The 25,395-nt window shown below is 67.1% G+C and carries 25 protein-coding genes; 11 read left to right on the forward strand and 14 right to left on the reverse strand.

Going from position 1 to position 25,395, the window contains the following annotated elements; translation table 11 throughout:
- Positions 1-55: 55 nt before the first annotated feature.
- From ilvC to AC3WOE_RS23000, 3 genes are all read right to left on the reverse strand, one after another.
- Complete coding sequence (ilvC, locus tag AC3WOE_RS22990) at positions 56-1,072, reverse strand: ketol-acid reductoisomerase (RefSeq protein ID WP_492693713.1); 1,017 nt, start codon at positions 1,070-1,072, stop codon at positions 56-58.
- Between the two features lie 49 nt (positions 1,073-1,121).
- Positions 1,122-1,613 carry an acetolactate synthase small subunit gene (gene ilvN / locus AC3WOE_RS22995; protein ID WP_310261914.1) on the reverse strand — a complete coding sequence of 164 codons (492 nt, stop codon included), beginning with the start codon at positions 1,611-1,613 and terminating at the stop codon, positions 1,122-1,124.
- 164 nt (positions 1,614-1,777) lie between these two features.
- A complete protein-coding gene (locus AC3WOE_RS23000; RefSeq protein ID WP_492693714.1) occupies positions 1,778-3,565 on the reverse strand; it encodes an acetolactate synthase 3 catalytic subunit in 1,788 nt (595 codons plus the stop codon).
- A 230-nt stretch (positions 3,566-3,795) separates the two neighbouring features.
- On the opposite strand from AC3WOE_RS23000, the gene AC3WOE_RS23005 reads away from it, so the two are divergent.
- From AC3WOE_RS23005 to AC3WOE_RS23035, 7 genes are all read left to right on the forward strand, one after another.
- Positions 3,796-4,362: an RNA polymerase sigma factor gene (locus AC3WOE_RS23005; protein WP_492693715.1), complete on the forward strand. Its 567-nt coding sequence runs from the start codon at positions 3,796-3,798 to the stop codon at positions 4,360-4,362.
- Complete coding sequence (locus AC3WOE_RS23010) at positions 4,359-4,832, forward strand: DUF3619 family protein (RefSeq protein WP_492693716.1); 474 nt, start codon at positions 4,359-4,361, stop codon at positions 4,830-4,832. The genes AC3WOE_RS23005 and AC3WOE_RS23010 overlap by 4 nt, the downstream gene beginning before the upstream one ends.
- A 55-nt stretch (positions 4,833-4,887) precedes the next feature.
- Positions 4,888-5,667 carry a DUF3106 domain-containing protein gene (locus AC3WOE_RS23015; RefSeq protein WP_492693717.1) on the forward strand — a complete coding sequence of 260 codons (780 nt, stop codon included), beginning with the start codon at positions 4,888-4,890 and terminating at the stop codon, positions 5,665-5,667.
- Positions 5,664-6,176: an RDD family protein gene (locus AC3WOE_RS23020; RefSeq protein ID WP_492693718.1), complete on the forward strand. Its 513-nt coding sequence runs from the start codon at positions 5,664-5,666 to the stop codon at positions 6,174-6,176. The genes AC3WOE_RS23015 and AC3WOE_RS23020 overlap by 4 nt, the downstream gene beginning before the upstream one ends.
- A complete protein-coding gene (locus AC3WOE_RS23025; protein WP_492693719.1) occupies positions 6,173-6,550 on the forward strand; it encodes a diacylglycerol kinase in 378 nt (125 codons plus the stop codon). Before AC3WOE_RS23020 ends, AC3WOE_RS23025 begins: the two co-directional genes overlap by 4 nt.
- Before the next feature lie 18 nt (positions 6,551-6,568).
- Positions 6,569-7,354 carry an AraC family transcriptional regulator gene (locus tag AC3WOE_RS23030; protein ID WP_492693720.1) on the forward strand — a complete coding sequence of 262 codons (786 nt, stop codon included), beginning with the start codon at positions 6,569-6,571 and terminating at the stop codon, positions 7,352-7,354.
- A gap of 63 nt (positions 7,355-7,417) precedes the next feature.
- Complete coding sequence (locus AC3WOE_RS23035; protein WP_492693721.1) at positions 7,418-8,029, forward strand: LysE family translocator; 612 nt, start codon at positions 7,418-7,420, stop codon at positions 8,027-8,029.
- Here AC3WOE_RS23035 and AC3WOE_RS23040 read toward each other — a convergent pair.
- A complete protein-coding gene (locus tag AC3WOE_RS23040) occupies positions 8,026-8,364 on the reverse strand; it encodes a P-II family nitrogen regulator (RefSeq protein ID WP_119045309.1) in 339 nt (112 codons plus the stop codon). The genes AC3WOE_RS23035 and AC3WOE_RS23040 overlap by 4 nt on opposite strands.
- 33 nt (positions 8,365-8,397) lie before the next feature.
- Entirely contained in the window at positions 8,398-10,401 is a 2,004-nt protein-coding gene (locus AC3WOE_RS23045; protein ID WP_492693722.1) for an NAD(+) synthase, read from the reverse strand.
- Positions 10,402-10,455: 54 nt separating this feature from the next.
- Here AC3WOE_RS23045 and AC3WOE_RS23050 point away from each other — a divergent pair, with 54 nt between their 5' ends.
- Positions 10,456-11,616, forward strand: a complete 1,161-nt coding sequence (locus tag AC3WOE_RS23050; protein ID WP_492693723.1) for a GNAT family N-acetyltransferase — start codon at positions 10,456-10,458, stop codon at positions 11,614-11,616.
- Between the two features lie 18 nt (positions 11,617-11,634).
- Here the strand turns inward: AC3WOE_RS23050 and ppa are convergent, their stop codons facing one another.
- The gene (ppa, locus tag AC3WOE_RS23055; RefSeq protein ID WP_310261949.1) at positions 11,635-12,165 is read right to left on the reverse strand and encodes an inorganic diphosphatase; all 531 of its coding nucleotides are present in this window, start codon (positions 12,163-12,165) and stop codon (positions 11,635-11,637) included.
- Positions 12,166-12,327: 162 nt separating this feature from the next.
- On the opposite strand from ppa, the gene AC3WOE_RS23060 reads away from it, so the two are divergent.
- Both AC3WOE_RS23060 and AC3WOE_RS23065 read left to right on the forward strand, forming a co-directional pair.
- Positions 12,328-14,511 (forward strand): sodium-translocating pyrophosphatase, encoded by a 2,184-nt coding sequence (locus tag AC3WOE_RS23060; protein WP_492693724.1) that lies wholly within the window; start codon positions 12,328-12,330, stop codon positions 14,509-14,511.
- A 76-nt stretch (positions 14,512-14,587) separates the two neighbouring features.
- Complete coding sequence (locus AC3WOE_RS23065; protein WP_492693725.1) at positions 14,588-15,439, forward strand: J domain-containing protein; 852 nt, start codon at positions 14,588-14,590, stop codon at positions 15,437-15,439.
- Positions 15,440-15,445: 6 nt separating this feature from the next.
- On the opposite strand, the gene AC3WOE_RS23070 is transcribed toward AC3WOE_RS23065, so the two are convergent.
- From AC3WOE_RS23070 to AC3WOE_RS23080, 3 genes are all read right to left on the reverse strand, one after another.
- Positions 15,446-15,883, reverse strand: a complete 438-nt coding sequence (locus tag AC3WOE_RS23070) for a hypothetical protein (RefSeq protein ID WP_492693726.1) — start codon at positions 15,881-15,883, stop codon at positions 15,446-15,448.
- Between the two features lie 25 nt (positions 15,884-15,908).
- A complete protein-coding gene (locus AC3WOE_RS23075; RefSeq protein ID WP_492693727.1) occupies positions 15,909-18,590 on the reverse strand; it encodes a serine/threonine protein kinase in 2,682 nt (893 codons plus the stop codon).
- Between the two features lie 348 nt (positions 18,591-18,938).
- Positions 18,939-19,493 (reverse strand): ECF-type sigma factor, encoded by a 555-nt coding sequence (locus AC3WOE_RS23080; protein WP_492693728.1) that lies wholly within the window; start codon positions 19,491-19,493, stop codon positions 18,939-18,941.
- 212 nt (positions 19,494-19,705) lie between these two features.
- Between AC3WOE_RS23080 and AC3WOE_RS23085 the strand changes: the two genes are divergently transcribed.
- On the forward strand, positions 19,706-20,218 hold the full coding sequence (locus AC3WOE_RS23085) for a diguanylate cyclase domain-containing protein (protein WP_492693729.1): 513 nt from the start codon (positions 19,706-19,708) through the stop codon (positions 20,216-20,218).
- An 8-nt stretch (positions 20,219-20,226) separates the two neighbouring features.
- Here AC3WOE_RS23085 and AC3WOE_RS23090 read toward each other — a convergent pair whose 3' ends face one another.
- The 5 genes from AC3WOE_RS23090 to AC3WOE_RS23110 form a co-directional block, all read right to left on the reverse strand.
- The gene (locus tag AC3WOE_RS23090) at positions 20,227-20,937 is read right to left on the reverse strand and encodes an ABC transporter ATP-binding protein (protein WP_492693730.1); all 711 of its coding nucleotides are present in this window, start codon (positions 20,935-20,937) and stop codon (positions 20,227-20,229) included.
- Positions 20,934-21,704: an ABC transporter ATP-binding protein gene (locus tag AC3WOE_RS23095; protein WP_492693731.1), complete on the reverse strand. Its 771-nt coding sequence runs from the start codon at positions 21,702-21,704 to the stop codon at positions 20,934-20,936. The genes AC3WOE_RS23090 and AC3WOE_RS23095 overlap by 4 nt, the downstream gene beginning before the upstream one ends.
- Entirely contained in the window at positions 21,701-22,996 is a 1,296-nt protein-coding gene (locus AC3WOE_RS23100; RefSeq protein WP_492693732.1) for a branched-chain amino acid ABC transporter permease, read from the reverse strand. The genes AC3WOE_RS23095 and AC3WOE_RS23100 overlap by 4 nt, the downstream gene beginning before the upstream one ends.
- Positions 22,996-23,955, reverse strand: coding sequence for a branched-chain amino acid ABC transporter permease (locus AC3WOE_RS23105; protein WP_492693783.1), 960 nt, complete (start codon positions 23,953-23,955; stop codon positions 22,996-22,998). Before AC3WOE_RS23105 ends, AC3WOE_RS23100 begins: the two co-directional genes overlap by 1 nt.
- Positions 23,956-24,088: 133 nt before the next feature.
- Positions 24,089-25,339, reverse strand: coding sequence for a branched-chain amino acid ABC transporter substrate-binding protein (locus AC3WOE_RS23110; RefSeq protein WP_492693733.1), 1,251 nt, complete (start codon positions 25,337-25,339; stop codon positions 24,089-24,091).
- Between the last annotated feature and the right edge of the window lie 56 nt (positions 25,340-25,395).

Raw genomic sequence — 25,395 nt, forward strand, 5'->3', positions numbered from 1 at the left:
GCAAAAAGGCCGGCGCCTCGCGGCACCGGCCCAAACGATCCGGAAATACCTGGTTTTAGTTCTTTGCCTTGTCGACCAGCTTGTTGGCCTTGATCCAGGGCATCATTTCGCGCAGCTTCTCGCCGACCTGCTCGATGGGGTGCTCGGCGGTCAGGCGGCGGCGGCTGATCAGGGTCGGGGCGCCGGCCTTGTTCTCGAGGATGAAGCTCTTGGCGTACTCGCCGGTCTGGATGTCCTTCAGGCACTGCCGCATGGCGTTCTTGGTGTCTTCGGTGACGACGCGCGGACCGGTCACGTACTCGCCGTACTCGGCGTTGTTCGAGATCGAGTAGTTCATGTTGGCAATGCCGCCTTCGTAGATCAGGTCCACGATGAGCTTGAGCTCGTGCAGGCACTCGAAGTAGGCCATCTCGGGGGCGTAGCCGGCTTCCGTCAGCGTCTCGAAGCCCGCCTTGATCAGCTCGACGGCGCCGCCGCACAGCACGGCCTGCTCGCCGAACAGGTCGGTCTCGGTCTCTTCGCGGAAGGAGGTCTGGATGATGCCGGCCTTGCCGCCGCCGTTGGCCGCGGCATAGCTCAGGGCCAGGTCGCGCGCCTTGCCGGTCTTGTCGGCGTAGACGGCGATCAGGTGGGGCACGCCGCCACCCTGTCGGTAGGTGTTGCGCACCGTGTGGCCGGGGGCCTTCGGGGCGACCATCCAGACGTCCAGGTCTTCACGCGGCTGCACCTGGCCGTAGTGGACGTTGAAGCCGTGGGCGAAGGCCAGCGAGGCGCCCTGCTTGATGTTGGGCTCGACTTCCTTCTTGTAGACGTCGGCGATCTGCTCGTCGGGCAGCAGGATCATGACCACGTCGGCCGACTTCACCGCTTCGGCGATCTCGGCGACCTTGAGGCCAGCGCCTTCGGCCTTGGACCAGGACGCGCCGCCGCGACGCAGGGCGACGGTGACCTTGCAGCCGCTGTCGTTCAGGTTCTGCGCGTGGGCATGGCCTTGTGAGCCGTAGCCGATGATGGTGACGTTCTTGCCCTTGATGAGGCTGAGATCGGCGTCCTTGTCGTAGTAGACGTTCATGATGGGTCGCTCCAGGAAAAAACTTTGAATGAGGTGGGGTGAAGACGGATCAGACGCGCAGGATGCGCTCGCCGCGGCCGATGCCGCTGGCACCCGTCCGTACGGTTTCGAGGATGGACGCGCGGTCGATCGCGTCGATGAAGGCGTCGAGCTTGCTCGCGTCGCCGGTCAGCTCGATGGTGTAGGTCTTCTCGGTGACGTCGATGACGCGGCCGCGGAAGATGTCGGCGGTGCGCTTGATTTCCTCGCGCTCCTTGCCGACGGCGCGCACCTTGATGAGCATCAGCTCGCGCTCGGTGTAGTTGCCCTCGGTCAGGTCGACGACCTTGACGACCTCGATGAGGCGGTTAAGGTGCTTGGTGATCTGCTCGATGACCTCGTCGGAACCGGTGGTCACGATGGTCATGCGCGACAGCGACGGGTCTTCCGTCGGCGCGACGGTCAGGCTCTCGATGTTGTAGCCACGGGCCGAGAACAGGGCCACGACGCGCGACAGCGCACCCGGCTCGTTCTCGATGAGCAAAGCAATGATGTGTTTCATGGGTCTTCGTCCTTCGCGCTCTTCAGTGCCGGCGGCGGTAACCGCCGGACCTTGGCTGCGGGTTCGAGTGGAGTGAATCGCCGTGGAGGTCGGACTGATCGCGTCTTTCGCCGCGAGCCCCGGGTGGCGCGGTAACGCCAGCCAGAGCCCCCGGCTTCAGGCGCTCACAGGTCTTCCGAACCCAGCAGCATCTCGGAAATGCCCTTGCCCGCCTTGACCATGGGCCAGACGTTCTCGGTCGGATCGGTACGGATGTCGAGGAAGACAGTGCGGTCCTTCAGGCGCATCGCTTCCTTCAGCGCCGGCTCGACGTCGCTGGGCTTCTCGACCAGGATGCCGACGTGGCCATAGGCCTCGGCCAGCTTCACGAAGTCGGGCAGCGCGTCCATATAGCTGTGCGAGTAGCGGCCCTCGTAGTCGAGCTGCTGCCACTGGCGCACCATGCCGAGGTAGCGGTTGTTCAGCGAGACGATCTTGACCGGCGTCTTGTACTGGAAGCAGGTCGACAGCTCCTGGATGCACATCTGGATGCTGCCTTCGCCGGTGATGCAGAACACATCCGATTCCGGCTTGGCGAGCTTGATGCCCATCGCATAGGGCAGGCCCACGCCCATGGTGCCCAGGCCACCGGAGTTGATCCAGCGGCGCGGCTCGTCGAAGCGGTAGTACTGCGCTGCCCACATCTGGTGCTGGCCGACGTCCGACGTGATGTAGGTGTCGCGGTCGCGCGTCAGCTTCCACAGCGTGTCGACGACCATCTGCGGCTTGATGACCTCGTCCGAGCCCTTGAACGCCAGGCAGTCACGGCTGCGCCATTCGTTGATCTGGCTCCACCAGGCGTTGACGGAGTTCGCGTCCGGCTTGGCCTGGGCCTCCTTCAGTTGGGCGATCAGCTCCTGCAGCACGTCCTTCACATCGCCCACGATGGGGATGTCGACGCGCACGCGCTTGGAGATCGACGAGGGGTCGATGTCGACGTGGATGATCTTGCGCTCGACCGAGCCGAAGTGCTTGGGGTTGCCGATGACGCGGTCGTCGAAGCGCGCGCCCACGGCCAGCAGCACGTCGCAGTGCTGCATGGTCATGTTGGCCTCATACGTGCCGTGCATGCCCAGCATGCCCAGGAAGCGCGGGTCGGTGCCGGGCATGGCGCCCAAGCCCATCAGCGTGTTCGTGCAAGGGAAGCCCAGCATGTCGACGAGCTGGCGCAGCTCGGCCGTCGCCTCGCCCAGGATGACGCCGCCGCCCGTGTAGATATAAGGCCGCTTGGCCTGCAACAGCAGTTGAACGGCCTTGCGGATCTGGCCGCTGTGGCCCTTCTTCACCGGGTTGTAGGAGCGCATCTCGATGCGGTCCGGGTAGCTGAACGTCGTCTTGGCCAGCGACACGTCCTTGGGGATGTCCACCACGACCGGGCCGGGGCGGCCGGTGCGGGCGATGTGGAAGGCCTTCTTCAGCGTCAGCGCCAGGTCGCGCACATCCTTCACCAGGAAGTTGTGCTTGACGATGGGGCGGGTGATGCCGACGGTGTCGCACTCCTGGAAGGCGTCCAGGCCGATGGCCGGCGTGGGGACCTGACCCGTGATGATGACCATCGGGATCGAGTCCATGTAGGCGGTGGCAATACCGGTCACGGCATTCGTCACACCCGGGCCCGAAGTGACCAGCGCCACGCCGACTTCACCGCTGGCGCGGGCAAAGCCATCGGCGGCATGGACGGCGGCCTGCTCGTGACGCACCAGCACGTGCTGGATGCTGTCCTGCTTGTAGAGGGCGTCGTAGATGTAGAGCACCGCGCCGCCGGGGTAACCCCAGAGATGGCGCACCCCTTCGGCCTGCAGGCAGCGAACGAGGATCTCGGAGCCATTGAGCTCCGCGGTGGGGGAATTGGGGGATTGGGAATTCGGCTGCGCCAGGGCGGCGCGCTTGATATCCGCGGCAGACATGTCCATTTTTAGAACCTTTGTGAATTTCTCTAACGAAAAACCATTGGTGCCCCTCTTCTCGCCCTCGTGAGGCGGATTCGGAACCTGCGCGATCAACCGATGGGGCCCCAGTCGGGCGGCCACGGTGAGAGCATTGACTCTTTGTGCGAAGCAACATTATGCCGAGCAAAAAGCTGTGAGCCTTCGTATCAGACGAATGCCATAATCCGCCTTGCTGCTCGGATACGCTTTCCGCCTTGGCCACCGACAAAGAACTCAACGATTTCCTGCGTACCGTGGACCGCCGCGCCTTCAAGCGCACGGCCTATCTGGTTCGAGATGACGATTCCGCTCTGGACATCGTGCAGGACGCCATGATCAAGCTGGCCGAGAACTATTTCGACCGCCCCGCGGCCGAACTGCCCCTGCTCTTCCAGCGCATCCTGTCGAACGCGACGATGGACTATTTCCGTCGCCAGAAGACGCGCAGGGCGGTCATGACGAATATGTCTGACTTCGAAGGCGCCTCTTCCGACGAAGACTTTGACCTGCTGGAGATCCTCGAAACCCAGGACGGCGCCATGGGCGCATTGAGTGCGGCCGATGAGGTCAGCCGGGCGCAAATCTTGCAGTCCATCGACGCTGAAGTTCAGCAACTGCCGACGCGTCAACGGGAAGCCTTCCTGTTGCGTTACTGGGAGGAACTGGATGTTGCAGAGACCGCCTCTGTGATGGGTTGCTCGGAAGGCAGTGTCAAAACTCACTGTTCACGTGCCGTCCACGCGTTGGCAAAGTCGCTCAAGGCCAAGGGGATCACGCTATGAAGTCGCCGCAAATTTTTTCCGCCCTCCCTGCCGACCTGGACGCTCGCGTCACTCGTTTCGGCCTGCGCGTTGCCGCCGGCCTGACCGAACGCAATGCTGCTCTGCCGCATGACGTTTCCGAACGTCTTCGCTTCGCGCGTGAGCAAGCCTTGGCCCGCGCTGCCCAGGCCCGCGCTGCCCGCACCTCGGTGAGCACCGCCAGCCCCGGCGTGGTGCAGATGGGCTCCACGCTGGCCCTGAGCGGCGGGCCGCGCGGGATCGATGGTGGCAATGGTCTGTGGGCCAAGCTGGTATCCGCCCTGCCTCTGCTGGCCCTGCTGGCCGGCCTGCTGCTGATGCAACAAAGCCAGATCCACGAACAGATCGCCGCCGCTGCCGAGGTCGACACGGCCCTGCTCAGCGACAAGCTGCCGCCCTCCGCCTTCAGCGACCCGGGCTTCGCCGAATTCCTGAGAGATGGTCAAGAATGACCGGATGCCCATGAGTCGAGTCGCGCGGACCGTCTCCGCTTCCCTCCGCCCCCTGATGGCCCTGCTGCTCACCGCGGCGGGGTTTTCTGCTTTTGCGCAGGCGCAGGAAGCGGCTTCGGCTCCCGAGGCGGCACCGGCCAGCGCAACAGTTCCCGCAGCGCCGGCGCCCAAGGCCAAGCCGGTCGCGCCCGTCCTGGCGCCGGTTTCCGCGCTGGCTTCCGTGCCGAACTGGCAGGCGCTGACACCAACCCAGCGTGAACTGCTCGCGCCGCTGGCCAAGGACTGGGACAAGCTCGGTCCCAACCAGCGCAGCAAATGGCTGAACGCAACGCCGCGCCTGGCCGCACTGCCGGACGCGGAACTGGCCCGCCTGCATGAACGCATGCGCGATTGGGCCCATCTGACGCCGGCCGAACGCGTGGACGCCCGCGTGGGCTTCCAGATCGCCAAGCAGGTCGATGCCGAGCAGCGCCAGGCCAAGTGGGAGGCTTATCAGGCCTTGCCCCCTGAAAAGCGCCAGGAATTGGCCGAGAAGGCCGTTGCGCGCCGCCAGGCCAAGGCCGCCGCCCCGGCGCCCAAGCCGCCGGTGGCAGCAGGCCCCAAGTCCAATATCGTGCCCGCCGCGCCCAAGCTCGTCACGCCGGTTCCGGTGACGGGCAGTCTGGTGCAGGCCAAGCCCGGTGCCACGACGGTGCTGATCACGCGGGGCCTGGTCCTGCCCACCCACCATTCCGCGGGTGAGGCCAAGGTCGTTGCCGACCCCTCCCTGGTCGACCCCAAGACGCTGCTGCCCAAGTCGCTGAAGACGCCGCCTGCGTCCGCTCCGGGTCCATGACGGTGGCGATCGACACGAGCGCCGTGCCCGTGGGCCTGGCGCGGCGTTTCGCGGCCTTTCTCTACGAAGGAGTGCTGCTGTTCGGCGTGCTCTTCTTCACCGGCTTCCTGTACTCCGTGCTGACCCGTCAGCAGCACGCCCTCGAAGGCCGGGCGGGCATGGGCATGGTCCTCTTCCTGGTGCTGGGCCTGTATTTCGTCGGCTTCTGGACCTATTCGGGCCAGACCCTGGCCATGAAGACCTGGCATCTGCGCGTCGTCGACGCAAGCGGCCTGCCACTGGGCTGGGGCCGTGCGCTGCTGCGCTACTGCCTAAGCTGGCTGTGGTTCCTGCCGGCCCTGGTGAGCGTCTGGGCCCTGGGCCTGCACAGTGGCGCGGCCATCTTCGGCAGCCTGATCGCTGGTGTCGCGGCCTATCTGCTGATTGCGCGACTGCACCCACAGCGGCAATTTCTGCACGATACGATCGCCGGCTCGCGCGTCATCACCCAGCTTCCGCAGCGTTCATGAGCAACCCCCACAAAGGCCGCACCGGCTTTGATCGCATCATCCACGCCGCCGGCTATTCCTGGGCGGGACTCAAGGCCGCGTACACCGGTGAGAGCGCCTTCCGCCAGGAGACCTGGCTGTGTGTCATCGCCGCGCCGCTGGCCTTCTGGCTGGCCAAGACCTGGGAACAGGCGGCGCTGCTGCTGGGTTCTCTGCTGCTCATCCTCATCGTCGAGCTGCTGAACTCCGCCATCGAGGCCGTCGTCGACCGCGTGTCCTTCGAGCGTCATGAGCTGTCCAAGCGCGCCAAGGACATCGCCAGCGCCGCCGTGCTGATGGCCCTGGTGCTGGCCGCCGGCATCTGGGGCAGCGCCATCTGGCAGCACCTGCGCTAAGGATGTGACACTCGGGCCATGACTTCGGCCCGAGGCTTCCGACTGCTGCACTCCGGCATGGCCGGTGTCGCGGCCGTTGCCGCCGACTCCGCCCATGCCTTCGGCCGCCATACCCACGACCAGTTCGGCATCGGCCTGATCGAACGCGGCGCGCAGAAGTCCGCCAGCGGGCGTGGTGTCGTCGAGGCGGGTGCCGGCGACATGATCACCGTCAACCCCAATGAAGTGCACGACGGCAAGCCCTTCGATGCGACAGGGCGGCGCTGGCGCATGCTCTACCTCGATCCGGCACGCCTGCTCGACGCGGCGCAGGACATCGCCCCGGGCGCAGCCTTCGAATTCACGGCCCCCGTCATCCGCGACGCCGCGCTGGTCGCGCGCTTTCGCAGCCTCTTCGATGCGGCGATGGCAGGCGGCGCACTGCGTTCGGAAGCGGCGCTGGTGGACCTGGTCGCCCGGCTGCTGCGACCCGTGCCGCGCGAGCATCCTGCCCTCGTCGCGGGCGTTGCCGCAGCCCGCGAGCGCATCGACGACGACCCCGCCATCTCACCCACGCTGGCCGCACTGGCCGCCGACGCCGGTCTGAGCCGCTACCAGTTCCTGCGCGCCTTCACGCGCCTCACCGGCCTGCCTCCCCATGCATATCTGCTGCAACGCCGCGTTCAGCATGCGCGCAGCCTCGTGCGCGGCGGCATGGCGCTGGCCGACGCCGCAGCCGCCAGCGGCTTTGCCGATCAGAGCCACATGACGCGCTGCTTCGTGCGTAGCTTCGGCCTCACGCCCGGCGCTTTCGCCCAGCGCTGAAATTTCGTTCAAGACGGCTCGCGGCCGGCGTCGCAGCATGGCGCTCACTCAAGGAGCGCCTGCATGAACCTCGAATTCCTGACCGTCTCGCTGCTCGTCGTCGCCTCGCCGGGCACGGGAGCCGCCGTCACCATCGCCACCGGCCTGTCGCGCGGCACGCGCATGGCCACCATCGCGGCCTTCGGCTGCACCCTGGGCATCGTGCCTCACATGCTTGCCGCGGTGACCGGCCTGGCCGCGCTGCTGCACGCCAGCGCCCTGGCTTTCGAGACAGTGAAATTCGCCGGCGTCGCCTACCTGCTCTACATCGCCTGGATGACCTGGCGCGAGCAGGGCGTGCTGAAGATCGAAGCCTACGGCGCCCAGCGTTCGAGCGGCGAAGTCATCCGGCACGCCGTGCTGGTGAACCTGCTCAACCCCAAGCTGTCGATGTTCTTCCTGGCCTTCCTGCCCCAGTTCATCGCCAAGGATGAAGCCGCACCGACGCTGGCCATGCTGCAACTGTCGGCCATCTTCATGGCCATGACCTTTGCAGTGTTCGCCGTCTACGGCGCCTTCGCGGCACGCATGCGGGACCGCGTGCTGGGCAGCCCGACGGTCATGGCCTGGCTGAGGCGCAGCTTCGCGGCGACCTTCGTGGCCCTGGGCGCAAAGCTGGCGCTGACCTCTCGTTAAACGGCGGCCTCGTCCGTCTCGCCGGTGCGGATGCGGATGACCTGCTCGACCGGCACCACGAAGATCTTGCCATCACCGATCTTGCCGGTCTTGGCGGCCTTCAGGATGGCGTCGATGCAGCGATCCACCTCGTCGTCCTTCACGACGACCTCGACCTTGACCTTGGGCAGGAAGTCGACGACGTATTCGGCGCCGCGGTAGAGCTCGGTATGGCCCTTCTGGCGGCCGAAACCCTTGACCTCGGTGACCGTCAGGCCCGAAGCGCCCACTTCGGCCAGCGCCTCGCGGACCTCGTCGAGCTTGAAGGGTTTGATGATGGCGATGATCTGCTTCATGGGGCCGGGCTCCTGATTTCGTCTGTTGTCGATTTAAGCACGTTCATCCGGGATGCGGTCCAGATCGGCCAGCCAGACCGCGGCCTCGGAATCACTGGGCGCCCGCCAGTCGCCGCGTGGCGACAGCGAGCCGCCGCTGCCGACCTTGGGCGCGTTGGGCACGCAGCTGCGCTTGAACTGGCTGCCCTTGAAAAAGCGCTGCACGAAGATGCGCAGCACACGCTTGATTTCGGCCAGCGCGTAGACCTCACCCCAGGCATGGCGCGCCAGGAAGGCGATCTTGCTCGGCGTGTAGCCGTGGCGCAGCGTGTAGAACAGATTGAAGTCCTGCAGTGCATAGGGCCCCACCGTTGCTTCGGTGCTCTGCAGGCTGCCGGGCACAAGTTCGGGGCTGATCTCGGTGCCGAGGATGTCCAGCAGCACCTGGGTGTCGGTGCCGGCGCCGAGCTGGTCGGTCTCGGCAACCCAGCGCACCAGGTGCTGGATCAGCGTCTTGGGCACGCTGGCATTGACGTTGTAGTGCGACATGTGGTCGCCCACGCCATAGGTGCACCAGCCCAGGGCCAGCTCGGACAAATCGCCCGTGCCCAGCACCAGGCCGCCGCTGAGGTTGGCCAGGCGGAACAGATGGCTGGTGCGCTCGCCGGCCTGCACGTTCTCGAAGGTGATGTCGTAGACGGGCTGGTCATCGCGATGCGGGTGGCCGATGTCCTCGAGCATCTGCGTACAGCTCGGCCGGATGTCGATCTCGCGCGCTTCGCAGCCCACGGCCGCCATCAGGCGCAGAGCCTGTTCGCGGGTGCGCTCGCCGGTGGCGAAACCGGGCATGGTCACGCCGATGATGTTCGTGCGCGGCAGCCCCAGCGCATCCATGGCGCGCGCGGCCACCAGCAGCGCATGCGTGGAATCCAGCCCACCCGAGATGCCAACCACGAGCTTCTTGATGCCGCTCGAGGCCAGGCGCTGGGTCAGGCCCTGGACCTGGATGTTGTAGACCTCCTGGCAGCGCTCGTCGCGGCGGCTGTGGTCGGACGGAACATAAGGGAAGCGCTCGACGCGGCGCCGCAGGGCCAGCGGCCGGTCGCGGTCCAGATCCAGCTTGAAATGGACTTGCCTGAAAGCGTTCACCTGCGCCGCGTACAGGCGCACCGAATCACCGAAGCTCGTCTGCCGCATGCGCTCGCGGGCCAGGCGCTCGAGGTCCACGTCCGCCGTCACGACGTGCGAGCTGCGCAGGAAACGCTCGGACTCGACGAGCAGCTCGCCGTTCTCGCAGACGATGGCCTGGCCATCCCAGGCCAGGTCCGTGGTCGACTCGCCAGCGCCGGCGGACGAATAGACATAGGCCGCCAGGCAGCGTGCCGACTGCTGCGACACCAGCTGGCGCCGGTAGGCGGCCTTGCCGATGACGACGTTGGACGCCGACAGGTTGACGAGCACGGTGGCGCCGGCAAGAGCCGCGAAGGAGGACGGCGGGATGGGCGTCCACACGTCTTCGCAGATCTCCACGTGCAGGCGCAGCAGCGGCAGGTCGTCGGCCGTGAAGATCTGGCGGCTGCCGAAGGGGACCGGCTGACCCAGCAGCGTCACCGTCTCGACCGTGGCCTCCTCACCCGAGCAGAACTGGCGCGCCTCATAGAACTCGCCGTAATTGGGCAGAAAAGTCTTGGGCACCACGCCGAGGATGCGGCCGCGCAACAGCACCACGGCGCAGTTGAACAGGCGCTGCTCGACGCGCAGCGGCATGCCAACGATGGCCACGAGGGGCAGTTCTCTTGTGGCCGCCAGCACCTCGGCCAGCGCCGCCTCGCAGCCGTCGAGCAGGGCGCGCTGGTGGAAGAGGTCGTCGCAGCTGTAGGCCGACAGGCCCAGTTCGGGAAAAGCCATGACGGCCACGCCTTCAGCCGCGGCATCCTTGAGCAGGGCAATCGTCTGCCCGGCGTTGAACACAGGATCGGCCACGCGGCACTGGGGCACGCCCACGGCGACGCGGGCAAAGTCATGGCTGTAGAGGTTGTCGAAACGCATGGGCGGCATCAGCAAAACCCCAGTCTAGTGCGGCGTTCCGCGGCTGCATTCCAATAGGCCGCCATGCCCACCCTCCGCGTCCACGATTCACCCGCCGAACTGTCCCGCGACGCCTGGAATCGCCTGCTCGCCAGGTCACCGCGGCCCACGCCTTTCATGCGCCATGAGTATCTGCAGGCCCTCCACGATTCGGGGTCGGCCGTGGCCAGGACCGGTTGGCAGCCGCAGTTCATCTCGCTGTGGCGGGACGATGAGCTGCTGGCGGCCTGCCCGGCCTGGCTGAAGACGCACAGCTATGGGGAATATGTCTTCGACTGGGCCTGGGCCGAGGCCTATCACCGCCACGGTTTGAGCTACTACCCCAAGCTGCTGGTCGCCGTGCCCTTCACGCCAGTTCCGGGGAGTCGCCTGCTGGCGGTCGACGACGAGGCACGGGCGCAGTTGGCCCAGGCGCTGCGAGCCTTGGCCAAGGAGACCGAAGCCTCGTCCCTGCACGTGCTGTTCGGCGACGAGGCCGACCAGGCAGCGCTGGCCGAGGCCGGCTGCACCGCCAGAGCCGGCGTGCAGTTCCACTGGACGGCCGAGGGCGATGCCGACTTCGCCGCCTTCCTGGCCCGCCTGCACCGCGACAAGCGCAAGAAGATCCAGCAGGAGCAGCGCCGCGTGCGCGAGGCCGGCGTCGTGTTCGAGGCGCGCACCGGCGCGGACCTCACGACGAAGGACTGGGACTTCTTCTACCGCTGCTACCAGCTCACCTACCGCGCCCACCACAGCAAGCCCTATCTGAGCCGCGACTTTTTCGCCCGCATGGCGAGTGACATGCCACAGAACTGGCTGATGTTCACCGCGCATCGCGGCGAGGAACGCGTCGCCACCTCACTGGTCGCGCTGGATCCGGAGCGCCGCGCCGCCTTCGGCCGCTACTGGGGCGCCGTCGAGCACATCCCGAACCTGCATTTCGACGCCTGCTACTACCAGCCCCTGGCCTGGTGCATAGACCACGGCTACCAGCGCTTCGAGGGCGGAGCCCAGGGCGAGCACAAGATGGCGCGCGGCCTGATGCCGACGCCGACCGCCTCCAGCCACTGGCTGGCGCATCCGTCCTTTGCCGACGCCGTCAACGACTTCCTGGCCCGCGAGGGCGAAGCGATGTCGGGCTATATCGACGAGCTGAACGATCACGCCCCCTTTAAAAGACAAAACGCCGCGGATGCGGCGCCTTGAGCGGGGCAGAAGCCTGAATCAGGCCTTGGCGTAGTTCGCCATGCCCTCGGTGATCTCGGACTTGGCCTTCTCCGGGCCTTCCCAGCCCTTGACCTTGACCCACTTGCCCTTCTCCAGGTCCTTGTAGTGCTCGAAGAAGTGCTGGATGGCGGCCAGGCGGGCCGGGTTCACGTCTTCGATCTTCTGCCAGTGGTCGTACATGGGCAGGATCTTGCTGGTGGGCACGGCCAGCAGCTTGGCGTCGCCACCGGCTTCGTCGTCCATCATTAGCACGCCCAGCGGGCGGCAGGTCACGACCACGCCGGGCGTCAGCGCGAAGGGGGTGATGACCAGCACATCCACCGGGTCGCCGTCATCCGCCAGCGTCCTGGGGATGTACCCATAGTTGCACGGATAGTACATAGGCGTCGTCAGGAAGCGGTCGACGAACAGCGCACCGCTCTCCTTGTCCACCTCGTACTTGATCGGGTCGGCATTCATCGGGATTTCGATGATGACGTTGAACTCGTCGGGCACCTTGGCGCCGGGGGTCACGTTGTGCAGGCTCATGGTCGTGTTTTATGGCTAAGGAAAACCCGCATTCTAGGTTTCCCGAACAACGCTGGTAAACGTGCAACCCGGCTGTCAAAGCCGGCCCTTAAGCTCAGCCGCCGAGCCCAGGCATACCCTGCCGCGGGCCCATGGATCACACGCTAACTAGGAGACTTGTACATGTCGACGGAAATGGCGCTGTATTTCGCGCTGGCCTGCGGCCTCGCGGCCGTTCTCTATGGCTTCATTCAACGAAGCTGGATCCTGAGTCAGGATGCGGGCAATGCCCGCATGCAAGAGATCGCTACCGCGATCCAGCAAGGCGCGGCGGCCTATCTGGGCCGCCAATACCGCACCATCGGCATGGTGGGCGTCGTGCTCGCCATCGCCATCGCCGTGTCCGGCCTGGGCACCACCACCGCCATCGGCTTCGTCATCGGCGCGGTGCTTTCGGGCATCTGCGGCTTCATCGGCATGAACATCTCGGTGCGCGCCAATGTGCGCACCGCGCAGGCGGCCTCCAAGGGCATCGGCCCGGCGCTGGACGTCGCCTTCAAGGGTGGCGCCATCACCGGCATGCTGGTGGTGGGCCTGGGCCTGCTGGGCGTGGGCGGCTTCTACATGGCCATCGGCGGCGGGCATGACAGCACGGCCCTCAAGCCCATGCTGGGCCTGGCCTTCGGCTCGTCCCTGATCTCCATCTTCGCCCGCCTGGGCGGTGGCATCTTCACCAAGGGCGCCGACGTCGGTGCCGACCTGGTGGGCAAGGTCGAGGCCGGCATCCCGGAAGACGACCCGCGCAACCCGGCCGTCATTGCCGACAACGTCGGTGACAACGTCGGCGACTGCGCCGGCATGGCGGCCGACCTGTTCGAGACCTATGCCGTCACGCTGATCGCCGCGATGGCGCTGGGTGCGCTGATGGTCACGGGCTCGAGTGCCATGGCCGGCGTGGTCTACCCGCTGGCTCTGGGCGGCGTGTCCATCATTGCCTCCATCATCGGCTGCTACTTCGTCAAGGCCAGCCCCGGCATGAAGAACGTGATGCCGGCGCTGTACAAGGGCCTGATCGTGGCCGGCGTGCTGAGCCTGATCGCCTTCTTCTTCGTCACCAAGGCGATGTTCCCTGGCGCCATCGAGCTGAGCACCGGCGGCACCACCAACGCGATGGCCCTGTTCGGCGCCTGCGCGGTCGGCCTGGTGCTGACGGCGGCCATGGTCTGGGTCACCGAGTACTACACCGGCACGCAGTACCACCCGGTGCAGCACGTTGCCCAGGCCTCCACCACCGGCCATGGCACCAACGTCATCGCGGGTCTCGGCGTGTCGATGAAGTCCACCGCCTGGCCGGTGCTCTTCGTCTGCGCGGCCATCTACACGGCCTATGCACTGGCGGGCCTGTACGGCATCGCGGTGGCGGCCACCTCCATGCTCAGCATGGCCGGCATCATCGTGGCGCTGGACGCCTACGGCCCCATCACCGACAACGCCGGCGGCATCGCCGAGATGGCCGAACTGCCGGCCGCCGTGCGTGACGTCACCGACCCGCTGGACGCCGTCGGCAACACCACCAAGGCCGTCACCAAGGGCTATGCCATCGGCTCCGCCGGCCTGGCGGCCCTGGTGCTGTTCGCCGACTACACCCATGCGCTGGAAGCGCGCGGCATGCATGTGGCCTTCGACCTGTCCGACCACAAGGTCATCCTCGGCCTCTTCATCGGCGGCCTGATCCCCTATCTGTTCGGCGCCATGGCGATGGAGGCCGTCGGCCGCGCCGCCGGTGCCGTCGTCGTCGAGGTGCGCAAGCAGTTCGCCGACGGCCAGATCATGGCCGGCAAGCGCAAGCCCGACTACAGCGCCGCGGTCGACATGCTGACCACCGCCGCGATCAAGGAAATGATCGTGCCGTCGCTGCTGCCGGTGGCCGCGCCCATCATCGTCGGCCTGACGCTCGGCCCCGCCGCGCTGGGTGGCCTGCTGATGGGCACCATCGTGACCGGCCTCTTCGTCGGCATCTCGATGTGCACGGGCGGCGGCGCCTGGGACAACGCCAAGAAGCTGATCGAGGAAGGCTTCACCGATGCCGCGGGCATGCTGCACAAGAAGGGCGGCGAAGCACACAAGGCCGCCGTCACCGGCGACACCGTGGGCGACCCCTACAAGGACACCGCCGGCCCGGCTGTCAACCCGCTGATCAAGATCATCAACATCGTGGCCCTGCTCATCGTGCCCCTGCTGCCCATGACAGCCGGCAGCAAGGCGCCGGAGCCCATGCCGGCACCGGTCGCCGCCATGGCGGCCAGCGAGCCGGCGGCGCCCGCAGCCAGCATGGCGGAGATGCCTGCCTCGGCCGCATCGCAGTAATTCTCTCGTAAATACGGTATTCAACGGCCTGCTCAGCAGGCCGTTTTCACGTCAGCGCAGGGCAAAATCGCAGTCCATGGCGAGCATGGCGATCACCCGGCACGAACTGACGCGGCGACGCGAGCAATTGCAGGATCTGCAGCGCTACCTCGTCGTGCTGGAGTCCGACCATGACGGCGCCCGCGCCAAGCTGCTGGGCTTCCGGCTGCGCTATCTCGATGCGTTAGGCCCGCTGATGCTTGAGCTGGACGAACTCGAGGCCCAGCTCCACCAGGCCACCGCCCTGCTGTCCGAAGCACTGAAGCGTCAGGGCGTCGACGCGCCGATGTCGTCCCTGCCGCGTACCAAGGCCTGGCCGGACATTCCCGGCCTGCCCGAGGCCACGCCGCTGCCGCCGGAGCCGACCGGTCCGACGATGGATTTGCCGCCCCCCAGCCTGAAGACGCTGTACCGGCGCGCCGCCATGCGCTTTCATCCCGACCTGGCGCCGTCCGGGCCGGAGCGCGAGGTCTGCGAGCAGCGCATGATGGTGGTCAACGAGGCCTATGCGAGCAGCGACCGCGCCCGGCTGGAAAGCCTGCTGCTGGCCGCCGGCGAGACGCCGGAGAAGGTCATCGGCGGCCCGGCCGACGCCGTGCGCGCCTGGCTGGGCCTGTGCGAGCACATGGTGCAGGGCCGCATCCGCGTCGTTCAGGCCCAGACGGCCCTGCTGCACAGCCAGCAGATGCACCAGCTGCGCGTCGCCATCGAGCGCGCCGAGACCGGCGGCATGAAGCCGCTGGACATCATGGCGGCCCGGCTGCGAGCGCAGATCGCCGAGCGCCGCCAGGAGCTTTATATCGGCGAGCGGGTGGGTGCCGATGCCCGCCTGGCGGCGGACTTCCTGCGCAGGCGCTATCAGCGCATGACGGGCCTGGGCCTGGGTTGACCGGCGTCAGATCGGATCGTTCTGCGTCTGCGGATCGGCGCTGGGGATGAAGGCCAGCATGTTGCCGCTGCTGTCGACGCTGGCGAAAAGCAGCACCACGCCGCGCGTCGTGTAGGTATTGGGCGACCAGGGGATCGACAGGTAGTCGACCCAGTCGCCCTTCTCAGACTCCTCGCGCACCGCGTAGAGGTAGTTGTAGGGCTGCATGGTGGGGTCGTTGCCCACCGTCTTGACCGCAGCACCGAGCAAGCGCAGGTTCAGACCCCCGACCACCGTTTCCCCAAAATCGAATTCGAGGTCGCCGGCTTCATTGGCCGGCGTCTGGGTGGTGAGCGTCACGCCGTGCGGCACGGTCACCCCGTTGCCGTCGACATAGGTGCAGGTCGCAAGCCCGCCGGCCGTGGAGGTGACGGTGACTTGATAGGGGGAAACATAAGTCGTCATGAAGGGTCCCTGTGGAGTTGAGAAATCAGCGCTCGCGCTGCTGTCGAAGCCAATCGCGGGCGGCCAGCCAGTCTGCACGCCCTGGGGCCGTCGGGTCCAGGCACTCTTGCACGGCCAGCCAGCGCCGCGTCAGGTCGGCGTTCACCTGCAGCCAACCGCTGCGACCCGACAACAGGGCCGCGGCCTCGGTGCAGCCAGCCAGCCGGCCCGCGGCCGACGTGCTTGCGGGGGCCGCATAGGCCAGCAGCACGGCGGCATCCAGCACCTGCTGGTCGCCCGGGCTGCGCGTCAGCGCCGCCGTGAGGCGCTGCTGCAGGCGGGCGCGCAGGCCACAGTCCTCGCCCTGGCATTCCAGCCCTTGGGCCGCCTCCAGCAGGCGCACCTGCCGGTACAGCGAACTTTGCGGCGGCGGCTTGCCTGGTCTCAGGGACTCGATACGGACGAGCAACCGATGTGCCGCCTTGGCCCGCTCCGCCGCAGCGACCAGGTGCAAGGCCTGCCATTCGGCCTCGATGTTGATGGCGAGCAGCGCCCAGGACAGGTTGGCGGGATCGCTGCGGGCCAGCATCTGCGCGGCCTCGCGGGCCTGGCTCAGCAGCGCACGGCCCGAGCCGCCCATCTCCTGCCGCACCAGCGCCAGATAGAACTGGATACTGGCCTCCTTGGCCAGCCAGGCCAGGTCGCGCGGGCGCTGCTCGCGCAGCACGCCCACGCTGGCCAGCGCAGACTCGTAGTGGACGCCGGCCGTCCGCAGCCTGCCGGCCCGCGTCAGCGTCGTGCCCAGCCAGCTGGCGGTATCGGCCCAGTTGTTCTGCAGCTCGGCGTCGTCCGGCCGCAGCTTCAGGGCCTTCTCCTTCAGCGCCAGGGACTCACGAAAGGCGCCCTCGGCCGCCTCCAGATGTCCCTCGCTCAGCTGCAAGGCGCCCAGGCTGCTTTGCGCATACGACAGCTCCACCACGGCGTCCACCGAGCCCGGCACCTCCTGCAGCCAGCGCTGCCCGTAGTCGCGGTACTGCTCCCAGGCCCGCTGGGCCAGCGCCAGCTCGCGCCGCTGGTGATGGACCTCGCCGGTCCAGAACGCCGCGGCTCCCTGCGCCTTGCGCCAGTCTTCGCGCAATGGGGCGTTGGGCGGGTCAGCGGCGAGCAACTGGCTGGCCAGCTTGAGGGGCTCCAGCGCCCCGTCCAGCTCGCGCTTGGCCACGCGCACTTCGGCCACGACCGTCAGGGCCTTGGCGCGCTGCAGGCGCTCCATGGGACCGGGCGCCCGCCCCGGGCTGTCCAGCAAGCCCAGCGCCTTGCCACCGATGCTGTCCAGCAGCTCCAGCCGCCCGATGGGACGGAGCTTGTCGGCGAGCTCGCCGAGCATGAAGCTCAAGGTCTCCTCGGCCTCCTGGCGCTTGGCCTGGGCCTCGCGTTCGGCCTCGGCGGCCCGGTGCGCCTGCCAGGTGCTGAACACCGTCAGGACGACCAGGACCAGGCCCGCGAGGCTGCCGAAGGCGACGGTCCAGCGGTGCCGCTGCACGAAGCGCCCCAGCACATACAGACGGCTGTCCGGGCGCGCCCGGATGGGTTCGCGGGCCAGCCAGCGCAGCAGATCCTCGGCCAGGGCCTGGGCATTGGCGTAGCGCTCCGTCGGCGTCTTCTTCAGTGCCTTGGCAACGATGGTGTCGAGGTCGCCGCGCAGCCACCGGGCCTGCCGCGCGATCGCCATGTCGTCCTGCGCCGCCGCCACGTCGGAGAGCCGCCTGGGCACCTGCTCGACGACGGCCTTGAGCCGGTCGAGCTGGGTCTGCGTGTCGTCGGCCGTGGGGTGGCTGCCACCCAGCAGCAGGTAGAGCAGCACGCCCAGCGCATAGACGTCGGTCGCCGTCGTCACGTCGGCCTGCTGCACCTGCTCGGGCGCGGCGAACTGCGGCGTGAAGGCGCTGCCGGCGCGCTGGGTCAGCTCGGTGGCGGCGGCACCCTGGCTGGCCTGGGTTGCGTCGGCCATCAGCTTGGCGATGCCGAAGTCCAGCAGCTTCACCTCGCCGTCGCGCGTCACCAGGATATTGCTGGGCTTGAGGTCGCGGTGCAGGATCAGCCGCGCATGGGCATGCGCCACCGCGGCCAGCACGTCCAGGAACAGGCGCACACGCGCCTCGACATCGAGCTGCTGCTGGCGGCAATAGACATCGATGGGCAGGCCGTCGACATACTCCAGCACCAGATAGGGTTGCTGGCCCTGGTAGACGCCGGCATCGAGCAGGCGCGCGATATGGGGATGGGACAGGCGGGCCAGGATTTCGCCCTCGCGCGCGAAGCGGCCCGTGTCGCCGCGGCCCAGCAGGCCAGCCATCAGGAACTTGACCGCGACCTGGCCCTCGAAGCGCCCGTCGGCGCGGCGCGCCAGCCAGACGCTGCCCATGCCGCCCTGCCCCAGCGGGCGTTCCAGCACATAGGGGCCGACGGACTGTCCGGCAAGATCGGGCGGCGCTTGCGCTTCGGCGGGAACGGAGGCCAGCGCCTGCTGCCACTGGGCGACCACGGGTTCGCTCAGGAAGCCCTGGCTTTGCAGTTCCCGCGCCCTTTCCAGCAAACGCCCCAGTTGCTCGGCCGCGTCCGGGTCTTCGAGCCGCAGGCGTGACAGGCGCTCTTCACGCCCGGCCTGCGACAGGTCCAGCAATTCATCCAGCAAGGGGCTCAGTTCGAGCCAGCGTTGCTTGTCCATCAGGGCCTGCTCACACGACGGGAATCGGTGCGAGACGGTCTGCGCGGGTGCAGGGCTAGGCGCCGTGCTGAAGCCCGGGCTGGTTGCCCGGGCAAGGCACGCAACGACGCCATGCGCCCGCGCAGCCCCTCTCCCGAAGGGTTGTCACTCAAAAGCCCGCGCGCGGCGTTGCGAAGTCTCGCTGGGGCTACGCCCGGACACGTTGGGCCCAGTGGGCCAAACGTGCCTGGCGTAGAGCTGGGCCTCTGGCCCAGCGCGGCCTGCAAGGCAGACCCCAACTTCGACTTCACGCCTGGCTCGCGGGCTTTTGAGTGGCAACGCATCCGATCCCCGTCGTGTAAGCAGGCCCTAGCCCGCCAGGCTCAGCGACAGGAAGAGGCGGGCCTTCTGCCAGTCGCGCTGCACGGTGCGCTCGGTCACGCCCAGGGCCTCGGCGATCTCCGACTCCAGCAGGCCCGCGAAATAGCGCATCTCGACGACCTGGGCCATCCGCGGCTCGATCTCGGCGAGCTCGCCCAGGGCCTCATGCACGCGCAGCAGGTCTGCATCGCCGTCCGGCAACTGCTCGGCGACGGCCGTGTCCAGGGTTTGGTGCGCCTGCCCGCCGCCGCGGCGATCGGCCTGGCGGGCACGCACCGCGTCGATGATGACCGAACGCATGGCCTGGGCGGCATAGGCCAGGAAGTGGCGCCGGTCGGGAAACTCGGCGCCTGGAGCGCCCGCCACGCGCAGCCAGGCCTCATGCACCAGGGCGGTCGTGTCCAGCAGCGTCAGATGACCCGCGTCGCGGACCTGGCGGCGCGCCAGGCGCTGCAGGTCGGCATAGAGCTGGGCCACCACCTGGTCGGCGGCGGCGCGATCGCCCTGCTGGGCGGCCTGCAGCAATTGGGTGATGGCTTGCACCGGCCGCACTCTAACGGTTGGCCAGGGCGGTTCGTGGGTGGGTTTCGGAGCGGGAGGACGGTGGCCGCATTTTTTTTGAGACTCGATGTCGGGTTTGGCGGGTGGACGCCGTTCTGAGAAAGGAGAACCGATGACGGAGCAGCACCAGGGAGCCGGCACAAGCCGGGCTGCAAGGCCGTCGGTTCTCACCCCACGCAACCCGACGCCAAGCCATGTCCCAAGCTCTCCTGCTCAACGACGACCCCGCCGCGCCTCAGCGGGCCGGCAGTTTCACGCACCTGCCCCAGGAGGAGTCGCTGGCGACGCTGGGCCTGCGGCTGTCGCGCCAGTTCGCCCAGTGCCGGCGCAAGGGCGAGCAGCTCGCCCTGCTCTGGGTGGAGGTCAAGGTGCTGGCGCGACCCGACGCGACCCTGAGCGACGCCGACCACCTGTCCCTGATCCAGACGGTGAGCCTGCGCCTGCGCAACCGCGTGCGCGGCGCCGACGAGGTCGTGCACATGGGCGGCTGCATCTTCACCGTGCTGCTGCAGGCCGTCGGCACGACGGAGGCCGGAATGGTCGAGGCGCGGCTGCTGCAAGCCCTGCGAGGCGCCTATGGCGTCGACGGGCGGCTGATGCAGCTGGGCGTGCGCCTGGGCATGGCGATGTACCCGGAGGCGGGGCGCAATGGCGCCGAGCTGGCGGCGGCAGCGCGCAACAGCCTGGCGGAAGCTGCGGGCGACTGAAGGATTCGTTAAACCTCCAGCCACTCCTTGCGGATGTAGGCGTTGGCACGCAGGTCAGCCGGGCTGCCCTCGAAGACGATGCGGCCGTGGCCCATCACATAGCAGCGCTCGGAGATCTCCAGCGCGATGGCGAGCTTTTGCTCGACCAGCAGCACGGCGATGCCGCGGTTCTTCAGTTCCTTCAGGTACTCGGCCACCAGCTCGACGATCTTGGGCGCCAGGCCCTCGGTGGGCTCGTCGATCATGATGAGGTCGGGGTCGCCCATCAGCGTGCGACAGAGCGTGAGCATCTGCTGTTCGCCGCCGGACAGCACGCCGGCCTCGGTGTGCTGGCGCTCGCGCAGGCGCGGGAACATCTTGTACATGTCCTCGAAACCCCAGCGCGGTTTCTTCGCGCCGGACTTCTCGCCCAGCATCAGGTTCTGGTGCACCGTCAGCTTGGGGAAGATGTCGCGGTTCTCGGGCACATAGCCCAGGCCCATGTGGGCAATCTCATAGGCCTTGCGCCCCACCAGCTCCTGGCCGCCCCACAGGACCGAGCCCTTGGCATCGACCTGGCCCATGATGGTCTTGACCGTCGTCGAGCGGCCGGCGCCGTTGCGGCCCAGGAGGCTCACGATCTCGCCCGGCTTCACTTCCATGCTGACGCCATGCAGCACATGGCTCTTGCCGTAGAAGGCGTGGACGTTGTCCAGCTTGAGGAGACGACCTTCGCTCATGCTGCAGCCGCCTGTGTCTCGGCGAGTACGGAGCCGAGGTAGGCCTCCTGTACCCGGGCATTCGCACGCACGGCATCCGGCGTGTCGAAGGCGATGACCTCGCCGTAGACCAGCACGGCGATCTTGTCGGCCAGGCCGAAGACCACGCCCATGTCGTGCTCCACCGTCAGCAGGGTCTTGCCGACGGTCACGTCGCGGATCAGCTGGATGAAGCGCTTGGTTTCGCTCTTGCTCATGCCGGCCGTGGGTTCGTCCAGCAGGATGACGCTGGAACCCCCGGCGATGGTGATGCCGATCTCCAGCGCCCGCGCCTCGGCATAGGTCAGGTTCATGGCCAGCACGTCGCGGCGCTTGTCGAGCTTGATCATCTCGAGGATCTGCTCGGTGCGGTCGTTGGCGTCGTCGAGGTCGGCCAGGAACTTCCAGAAGGCGTAGCGGTGGCCCAGGCTCCACAGCACGGCGCAACGGATGTTCTCGAACACCGACAGCCGTGTGAACAGGTTGGAGACCTGGAAGCTGCGCGACAGGCCCTGGCGGTTGATCTCGAAGGGCTTCTTGCCGTCGATGCGCTGGCCATGCAGATGGATCTCGCCCGAGGTCGGCGCGAAGCGGCCGCTGATCAGGTTGAACAGCGTGCTCTTGCCCGCGCCGTTGGGGCCGATGATGGCGACGCGCTCGCCGGCCTGCACGGCCAGGTGGGCGCCGCGGATGATCTCGCTCTTGCCGAAGCTCTTGCGCACATCGCGCAGCTCGAGGGCAAAGCTCATAGGGCCTCCCTGCGCTTGATCTCTTTCTCGATGTCTTCCTGGATCTCGCCCCACTCGTGCACGTATTGGCGCCGCACGAGTTCGAACAGGGCCGCACCGATGACGATGAGGAAGCCGGCACCGAACCAGGCGTCCAGGCCCGCGCTGTTCAGCGTCGCGCCCATGAACTTGAGCTCGGGGCCCAGGGCCTCGTTGAGCTGGCGGTGGTAGACCATCTCGATCATGGTGGCGGCGCCGATCAGCGCCGCCAGCGCCGTGCCGGCCAGGGCCAGATAGGACGTCCAGAGCTTCTTCAGCTTGCCGAAGGCCGCCACGCGCAGATTCATCAGGATCAGGCTGGCAAAGCCGCCCGGCGCATACATGACCATGAAGAGGAAGATCAGCCCGAGGTAGAGCAGCCAGGCCTTGGTCAGCTCCGACAGCAGCACGCCGCAGATGACCATCAGCACCGCGCCGATGATGGGGCCGAAGAAGAAGGTCGCGCCGCCCAGGAAGGTGAAGAGCAGATAGGCGCCGGAGCGCGAGGCATGCAGCACCTCGCCGTTGACGATCTCGGTGTTGATGGCACCCAGGCCGCCCGCGATGCCGGCGAAGAAGCCCGAGATCGTGAAGGCCATGAAGCGCACCCAGTGGGTGTTGTAGCCGACGAACTCGACACGCTCGGGGTTGTCGCGCACCGCGTTCAGCATGCGGCCCAGCGGCGTGCGCGTCAGTGCGAACATGGCCGCCGTGCAGATGAAGCAGTAGAGGGCGACGAGGTAGTAGACCTGGATCTGCGGCCCGAAGCTGATGCCCATCAGTGGCTTGCCGATGACGCGATTGCTGGACACGCCGCCCTCGCCGCCCGAGAACTCGGGCAGCATCAGCGCCAGCGCGAAGACGAGTTCGCCGATGCCCAGGGTGATCATCGCGAAGGGCGTGCCGGCCTTCTTGGTCGACACATAGCCGAGGATGGCCGCGAACACCAGGCCGGCCGCACCGCCCACCAGCGGGATCAGGCTGACTGGAAGCCCCAAGGTGCCGGCACCCGCCATGTTCAGCGCATGGATGGCCAGGAAGGCGCCCATGCCGCTGTAGACCGCGTGGCCGAAGCTCAGCATGCCGCCCTGGCCGAGCAGGATGTTGTAGGCCAGGCAGGCGATGATGCCGATGCCCATCTGCGTGAGCATGGTCTGGGCCAGGCCGCTGGTCCAGATGCGCGGCGCGACGAAGAGGACGAGGGCGAACAAGCCCCAGACGATCCAGCGCCCGACGTTGAGGGGCTTGAAGTGGAATTCCTTGGACTTGCTCATCAATCTTCCCGCGTACCGAGCAGGCCCTTGGGCCGGAAGATCAGGATCAGCACCATCAGCAGATAGGGCAGGATCTGAGCGACATCCTTCAGCGCCAGGCGCAGCACCGGGTAGCCGGGGGTGTCCGGCGTGACGGTGAAACCGATGGACGTCAGCGCCGACGCCAGCGACGCGTCCACCGTCAGCGGCAGGGTCTGCAGCAGGCCGATGACGAGAGATCCGACGAAGGCGCCCGCCAGCGAGCCGATGCCGCCGACCACCACCACCACGAAGATGATGGAGCCGACGATGATGGCCATGTTGGGCTCGGTGACGAAGGTGATGCCGCCGATGACGCCGGCCAGGGCCGCCAGCGCGCAGCCGCTGCCGAACACCAACATCAGCACCCGCGGCACGTTGTGCCCCAGGGCCTCGACCATCTCGGGATGGGTGAGTGCTGCCTGGATGACGAGGCCGACGCGGGTGCGCGTCAGCAGCAGCCACAGGGCCAGCAGCATCAAGAGGGCCACCAGCATCATGAAGGCGCGCGTCAGCGGGAAGGTGGAGCACAGCGCCGCCGTGCACAGCTCGGGCGCGGCCTTGCCCAGCGCGAAGGACATGCCCTGGGTGGGCGAGGAGATGATGGTGAAGGCCGAGCCCTGCAGCACCTCGGGCGGCGTGAAGGGCACGGCCGTGCGGCCCCAGATCAGCTGCACCAGCTCCAGGATCACATAGGACAGGCCGAAGGTGATCAGCAGCTCGGGCACGTGGCCGAACTTGTGCACCCGCCGCAGCGCCAGCCTCTCGAAGCCCGCGCCCAGCATGCCGACGGCGACCGGCGCCAGCAGCAGGGCCGGCCAGAAGCCGATGATGCCGACGAGCGTGTAGGCGATGTAGGCGCCCAGCATGTAGAAGCTGGCGTGGGCGAAGTTCAGCACGCCCATCATGCTGAAGATCAGCGTCAGGCCCGAGCTCAGCATGAAGAGCAGCAGGCCGGACGACAGGCCGTTCAGCAGGTTGATGAAGACTTGATCCAAGGCGGTGGCCGGCAAAGTCAGGAAGATCGCGCCGCCGCTGGCGAGCGGGGCGCGGTCGGCTCAATCAGCCAGGCGCTCAGCCCGGGCGCTTCATCTGGCAGGACGTCGGCGTCGACGACACATAGCTGTCGTACATCTTCACCGGCGCCAGCGTCATGCCCGTCTTCTCCGGGCTGTACGGATACTTGGCATCGGCCTTCTGCCAGACCGAGATGAACAGCGGCTGCTGCAGCTGGTGGTCGGTCTTGCGCATCGTCACTTCGCCGTTGAAGCTCTTGACCGTCAGACCTTCCATCGCCGCGGCCACCTTGACCGGGTCGGTGGACTTGGCATTTGCCATGGCCTGGCTGAGCAGCGTGTAGATGTGCTGCACGCTCAGCGTGTACATGTCATCGTTGAACTTCTTGTTGAACTCCTCGGCATCCTTCTGCGCCTGGCCGCCCATGTTGTAGTGGCTGTAGGCAACCTGGAAGACGCGGCCTGCGCCGCCCGTGCCCAGCGCCGTCGGCGTGCCGGTCACGCCGGTGTAGTAGGTGAAGAACTTGCCGTTGTAGCCGGCCTCGTTGGCGGCCTTCACCATCAGCGCCAGGTCGGAGCCCCAGTTGCCGGTGATGACGGTGTCGGCGCCGCTGGCCTTGATCTTGGCGATATAGGGCGCGAAGTCGCGCACCTGGGCCAGCGGGTGCAGGTCCTCGCCGACGATCTGGATGTCGGGGCGCTTGCGGCCCAGCATCTCCTTGGCGTACTTGGCGACCTGGTGGCCATGGGCGTAGTTCTGATTCAGCAGATAGACCTTCTTGACGTCGGCCTGATCCTTCATGAAGGTGGTCAGGGCCTCCATCTTCATCGACGTGTCGGCGTCGAAGCGGAAGTGCCAGTAGCTGCACTTGCTGTTGGTCAGGTCGGGGTCCACCGCCGAGTAGTTCAGGTAGACGATTTCCTTGCCGGGGTTGCGCTCGTTGTGCTTGGCCACCGCGTCACTCAACGCCAGCGCCACGCTGGAGCCATTGCCCTGCATGATGTAGCGGATGCCCTGGTCGGCCGCGGCCTTCAGCAGGTTCAGCGACTCGGCGGGGCTCAACTTGTTGTCGAAGGTGACGATCTCGAACTTCACACCGGCCGGGTTGCTCTTGTTGGTCTTCTCGCCGAGGAACTGGAAGGTCTTGACCTGGTTCTGGCCCACCGGGCCCATCAGGCCGGACAGCGCGTCGATATAGGCCAGCTTGACCGTCTCGCCCTTCTGGGCCTGGGCGGCGCCGGCCGCCAGGGCCAGCACGGCGACTGCCGTCAATGCACGCGGAAAGCGGGCCGAAGTGATGTCGAACATGCTTGTCTCCTGTTGTGGCTCTGAATGTGAACGAAAGTTAATCCAGCCCGGCTGCC

This window comes from Roseateles sp. FW305-36, assembly GCF_058787015.1.